Annotated in this window: 3 protein-coding genes; 1 reads left to right on the top strand and 2 read right to left on the bottom strand. The window is 40.1% G+C overall.

Annotation, left to right across the window (positions count from 1 at the left end; translation table 11 throughout):
* Positions 1 to 216 precede the first annotated feature (216 nt).
* Entirely contained in the window at positions 217 to 1,494 is a 1,278-nt protein-coding gene (locus ABWO12_RS11945) for a UDP-N-acetylmuramoyl-tripeptide--D-alanyl-D-alanine ligase (protein WP_353089237.1), read from the bottom strand.
* A gap of 58 nt (positions 1,495 to 1,552) precedes the next feature.
* Positions 1,553 to 3,262 carry a gliding motility lipoprotein GldJ gene (gene gldJ, locus ABWO12_RS11940; protein ID WP_353089235.1) on the bottom strand — a complete coding sequence of 570 codons (1,710 nt, stop codon included), beginning with the start codon at positions 3,260 to 3,262 and terminating at the stop codon, positions 1,553 to 1,555.
* 191 nt (positions 3,263 to 3,453) lie between these two features.
* On the opposite strand from gldJ, the gene porU reads away from it, so the two are divergent.
* Positions 3,454 to 5,930, top strand: a 2,477-nt coding sequence (gene porU, locus ABWO12_RS11935) for a type IX secretion system sortase PorU (protein ID WP_353089234.1), incomplete at its 3' end; no start/stop codon positions are given.

Genomic DNA, 5,930 nt, shown 5'->3' with positions numbered 1-5,930 from the left:
GTTAGAACCTGCCCATTGGCAGTTTTTTAAATGGTGGTTGTTTAACGCACTGACCCGCGTGAGGGAAAGCAGTGGAAAGCCCACAGCGCAGGGAAACGGAGCGCGGACTTGTAACGGATTGCCCGACCCGGAGGGGCACGCTATGATAATTTTGAATTTTAAATTATGAATTATGAGTTTCGATAAAGCAGAAAAGTAAATTTACAATGCTTTTTTTTATAACAATTCTAAGGCACGTTCAAGGGCCATGCTGCGACTTCCTTTAATAAGGACTAAAGCAGGTGGGTGCGGCATGAAATGGGCTTTGAAAGCTTCAAAATCAGGATAAAAGTGAAGGTTGTTTTGTGAGGTTTTAATGGTATCAAACCATTTACCGATAAAATGACATGTTAGTTCAGGAGAGTCTGGAATTAATTGTACTATTTGGCGGTGTTCCTCTTCACTTTCAGGACCGAGTTCGAACATATCTCCTAATATTGCAATTTTGGGGGTTTTGGTTAAATGCATAAAATTTTCCAACGCAAGTTTTAAACTGCTAGGATTGGCGTTATAAGCATCCAATATGATTTCGTAGTTATTCTTTTGAATGATTTGTGATCGGTTGTTTTCAGGAATATATCCTTCAATAGCTTCTTTAATCGCATCAGTATCCACTTTAAAATAGTTTCCTATGGTGATTGCAGCGCAAATATTGGTGGCATTATACAAGCCAATTAAATGGGAATAAATCACAGTATTTTGATACGCAATAGTCACAAAAGGATTGGCTTCAATAGGGCCAAAAGTAACATCGGCATTGATTTCTTTTGTAGTAAAGGCAAAGCGAGGATGTGTATTTGTTTTTTCCAATTGAATCGCATCATCGGCATTGATGAAGGCCATTTTCTGATTAGAAAATAAATGGGCATACATTTCACTTTTTCCTTTGATAACTCCTTCAACGCCTCCAAATCCATCTAAGTGTGCTTTACCAAAATTGGTAATGTAGCCGTAATCAGGTTCAGCAATTTCACAGAGTAGTTCGATTTCTTTTTGATGGTTAGCCCCCATTTCAACGATACCTATTTCCGTTTCTTTTGTAAAACTGAGAAGCGTTAAGGGAACACCGATATGATTGTTTAAATTTCCTTTGGTGGCTTTGGTGTTGTATTTTTTCGAGAGCACAGCCAAAATCAATTCTTTCGTTGTAGTTTTTCCATTACTACCGGTAAGTGCGACAATGGGTATGCCTAATTGCCTACGATGGAATTGCGCCAATTTTTGCAATGCTACTAAACTATCCTCAACAAGAATGGTACGCTCGTTAACAAAGTAGTCAGCATTGTCAATGATAACATACGATGCTCCTAGATCAAGTGCATTTTGGGCAAAAGAATTCGCATCAAAACGTTCTCCTTTTAAAGCCACAAACAGGCTATTTGGACCAATGGTACGCGTGTCTATACTGAGTGAAGCGCAGCTCAAAAGAGCTTCGTACAAGTTCGCTATATTCATGTTTTAAAAATATAAAAAAAGCCCTAAAAATAGGGCTTCTTTTTTCTAATAGATATTATTAACGCTTTTTGTTGCGTGCAGTTTTCTTTTGATCTGATTTGGGTCCAACACGTGACATCGCACAACGGAAACCAATGTAATCCGTAGCCATATCTTGAGGGAAGTAACGGCGCTGCGCTGGATCAAGCCAATACGCTCTGTCTCTCCAAGAACCTCCTTTGTATACACGAACATCGTCGTTGATAAGCGTCGAACGCTTATTGGATCGGTCGTATTTACGAATCATATTTCCAATAGAGTCTACACTTACATTGTGTTTTGGTGAATCGTACATGCGTTGATCATCTTTTAACTTCGCTTCAGTGCCACCTTCAGAACCAAAATCGAAATAACGTGTCGATTGTTTGTCCCCATCACGGTAGTTTCTGTGATCGCTTTTGACAAAGTTTTGACGCAAATATGTCTCTTTTTCATCAACCGCTACTTGAGCAATTTGTCCGATAAAGTTTCTAGAGATTACTTTTCCGTTAGGCAACGTGTCAAAACGCTGCGTTTCGGCAGTAACTAATTCTACTTTTCCATCTTCACCAATTTTGTTTTTGGTATATACATTTCCACGATAGTAGTTGAAGTCGTTGGCCTCATCGTCTACGATAGGGCGGTATACATCGGCAACCCATTCGGCTACGTTACCAGCCATGTCATACAATCCAAAATCATTAGGAGGATACGATTTTACTTTGTTGGTAATGTCAGCACCGTCATCAGACCATCCTGCCAATCCACCGTAATCCCCTTTACCTTGCTTGAAGTTAGCCAATTGGTCTCCGCGAATTTGTCGTTTGCTTGAGCGGGTATAACCACCAGACCAAGGATATTTTTTCTGTCCTTTGTAGATGTTATATTCACGCTGTCCGATATCAGCCGCAGCAGCATATTCCCATTCTGCTTCGGTAGGTAAACGATATTCAGGCAATATCAACCCTGAGGTTCGTTGTGCATAAACGTTTTTAGCCTCTTGTGTTTCTCCTTTGGCATTCGTAGTTGCTTTTCCTTTCGAACCTCTACGTCCTTTCAAAACTACTTCTTCATTACCACCAAAAGTTTTGGTAGGAGCAGCTAAATACGTTTCGGTGTCAAAAGTAGCATCTGCTTTCGCTTCAGTAACCTTAGCATCTTTTTTTAGATAGCCTTCACGCTCAAGGACAGCCTCGTTTACACGATTGGTTCTCCATTTTGCAAATTCAGTCGCTTGAATCCAATTAACACCCACTACAGGATACTCCGCATAGGCAGGGTGACGCAAGTAATTGTTGGTCATCGTTTCGTTGTAACCTAAACGATCTCTCCAAACAAGGGTGTCAGGAATAGCACCTTCATAAATGTTTTTGTAATTTTCTTCTTCTGGAGGAAAAACACGTTTTAACCAATCCAAGTACTCCATGTACATGAGATTAGTTACTTCGGTTTCGTCCATGTAAAACGATTGCACGTGCTGTTGATTTGGGGAGTTGTTCCAGTCGTGCATCGGATCATCGGCCACTTTACCCATGGTGAAAGTACCGCCTTCCACTAAAACCAATCCAGGACCGGTTTCTTGTTTTTTGAATTTAGAGGCATATTGAAACCCTCCTTTTTTGTCGTTAATTTTCCAGCCGGTGGCTTTCGATCCGCTGTTGGAGCTTGATTTCTTGCTACAACTGGAGAATACGGCCAGCAAAATTACCGCAAAAAACCATCGCATTGCCATAAATTTGTTTACTTTCATACTCGTTAGTAGGTAATTAATTTCAGTGGCGCAATATAAGAATTAACCTTGATATTGCAACTACTTTTTTAAGAAACTGTATTTTTTTTCGTCTTTTTCAAAACGTAACATTTCTTTTGATATTGTATACCTTTGAAAAAAATAATTTTACCTTTTCAAAATAAACCTTTGACAACAACGTTTGTATGGTGATGAAAAAAGTTGCTATTCTTTTTGGGATTTTCTCCATGATTTTTTCGTATGCCCAAAATTCAGGGCAGCATACGCTTATTTGGACAACCAAGCAAAACTATAAACAAGGCTTGAATTCTATTGCGATACCTCATTTTTCCAATGATGGTTTTGAATTTGACGCTGAAAAAAAAGCGGTTTATTTTACCTTTAAACTAACTCCGTCTTCCGGGTTGCCCAATCCTGATATCCTCATTCAAAACCCGGTGTATACTCCCATGTCCGAATCTGAATTGGGGATTTTGGATAAATCCGCCATAAAGGAAACTTTACAAAAAGAAGTTTTTACCTATTTCAACAGAACTGTTCCGATGGTTCAGGTTCGTTTGTTTCCTTTTGTGAAAGTCAACGGGCAATATCAGAAATTACTTTCTTTTAGTTATGTGATTCAAAATTCTAATAAAGTAACGCAACCACAAACCAACAGTATTCCCCCTTTGACTAATTCAATGTTGTCTTCGGGAACCATCAGACGATTTTATGTAGATAAGTCAGGCGTATACAAACTTACCCGCAGTTTCTTGAGTAGTTTGGGCGTGCCTGTGAATACGGATCCGCGAAAAATTCAAATTTTTGGACATGGGGGTCGTATGGTGCCTTTATCTAATCAAGTTGATTTTCCCTTTGATCCCGAAGAAAATGCCATTCAATTTGTTGGAGAGGCTGATGGAAGTTTTGATAATGAAGATTACATTCTCATGTATTGTGAAGGAATGGATAATTGGAGCACTGAAAACGAAACCCATTTGAATCTTTATGCGGATCGGTCCTATTATTATGTACTGGCTGGTGCTGATAACGGAAAACGTATGGCTCCAATGACTCAACCTGCTGGAGCGCCCACACAAGTATTTACCACTTTTGATGATTATCGTTACCATGAAGTCGATTTAAATAACATAGGGCGATTGGGACGGGTTTGGTTTGGTGAAAATTTCAGTACCGATAATGAACAAGAGTTTGAATTTTCATTTCCGAATGTTTCCAACTCAGCTTCGACACGGTTGACCATTCATGCGGGGGGCAATTCGTTTGCGACGTCCAATTTTAAGGTCGCCGTCAACGGTCAAAACGCAGGTACACTAAACCTCTCGGCCGTGATCCCCGATTCTGGAACCGAAGCGTCTCACAATAATCTAAACACCACGGTTGCCACTACTCAAAATTATACCGTGAAACTCACTTTTGATAATGAAGGTGTACCTACGGCTCGTGGATTTTTGGATTATATTATTCTAAAGACACGTTCCAATTTAACGGGAACAGGGAAACAGTTCCGATTTACCGACGAGAATGCAGCGTTCACTACGGGAATTGGCGAGTTTCAAATAAGCAATGCTTCCACGGTACAACAGGTGTGGGACATCAGCGATATCTATAATGTAACGCAAGTTTCCAATACTACGGGAGCTTCGTTTTCGTTCAAAACAGCCTTGGGTTCACCCAAACGATTTATTGCGGTTTCAGAAGCAGATTATTTCACACCCTTGCGGGAATCCAATCCAGGTGTTGCCAATCAAAATTTGAAAGGGACTTTGTTCTTGGACGATAACGGTACTTTCCGTGATATTGATTACGTCATTGTAACGCCCGAAAATTTAAAGAGTCAGGCGGATGTTTTGGCCAATTTTCATCGTTCGTATAATGGCTACAATGTCAAAGTGGTCACCTTACCCATGATTTATCAAGAGTTTAACAGCGGAAAACAAGATATTGGTGCCATTCGCAACCTCATGCGCTATATTTACTACAATGCTTCGCAACCGGCTAATCGGGTGAAGTATTTGAATTTGTTTGGCGATGCTTCGTATGATTTTAAAAACAGAATATCCAACAACACCAATATTGTTCCAATTTTTCATGCCTTAAGTAGCTATTTTTCGGGGGAAAGTTCGTTTGCCTCTGATGATTTTTTTGCTCTGATGGATGCTACAGAGGGCGATCCCTTGTCGGGTTTTGCAGCCGATTTTGCGGTGGGACGTATGTTGGTTTCCACGCCTCAGCAAGCCGCTGAAATGGTAAATAAAGTAATTGAATACCACGATTTGCAATCGTATGGAAGTTGGCGCAATAATTACGTATCAATATCCGATGATGCCGATAAGGACCCCGATGCGACTCTCCAAGTGCGTCAAAATATACTTACTGACGCCATTTATACCCAAAAGCCTTTTATCAATTTTAGAAAGATATTTTTGGATTCCTATGTGCAACAAACCTCTTCCGGGGGCGATCGGTATCCGCAAGCCAAATTGGATTTGAGTAATGCTTTTGAAAAAGGAGCTTTGGTATTTAACTATTTAGGGCATGGAGGAGAAGACGGCCTAACCGCTGAGCGTTTGTGGGATAAATTTGATGGGTTTAACTATCAAAACCGTTATCGCTATCCCTTATTTATTACCATTACTTGTGAGTTTTCCCGTTTTGACAATCCTTT

The organism is Flavobacterium sp. (assembly GCF_040379285.1).
In the GTDB taxonomy this organism is placed as follows: Bacteria; Bacteroidota; Bacteroidia; order Flavobacteriales; family Flavobacteriaceae; genus Flavobacterium.
Note: the sequence above shows the minus strand (reverse complement) of the source record. Positions and strands in the feature narration are given on the sequence as shown.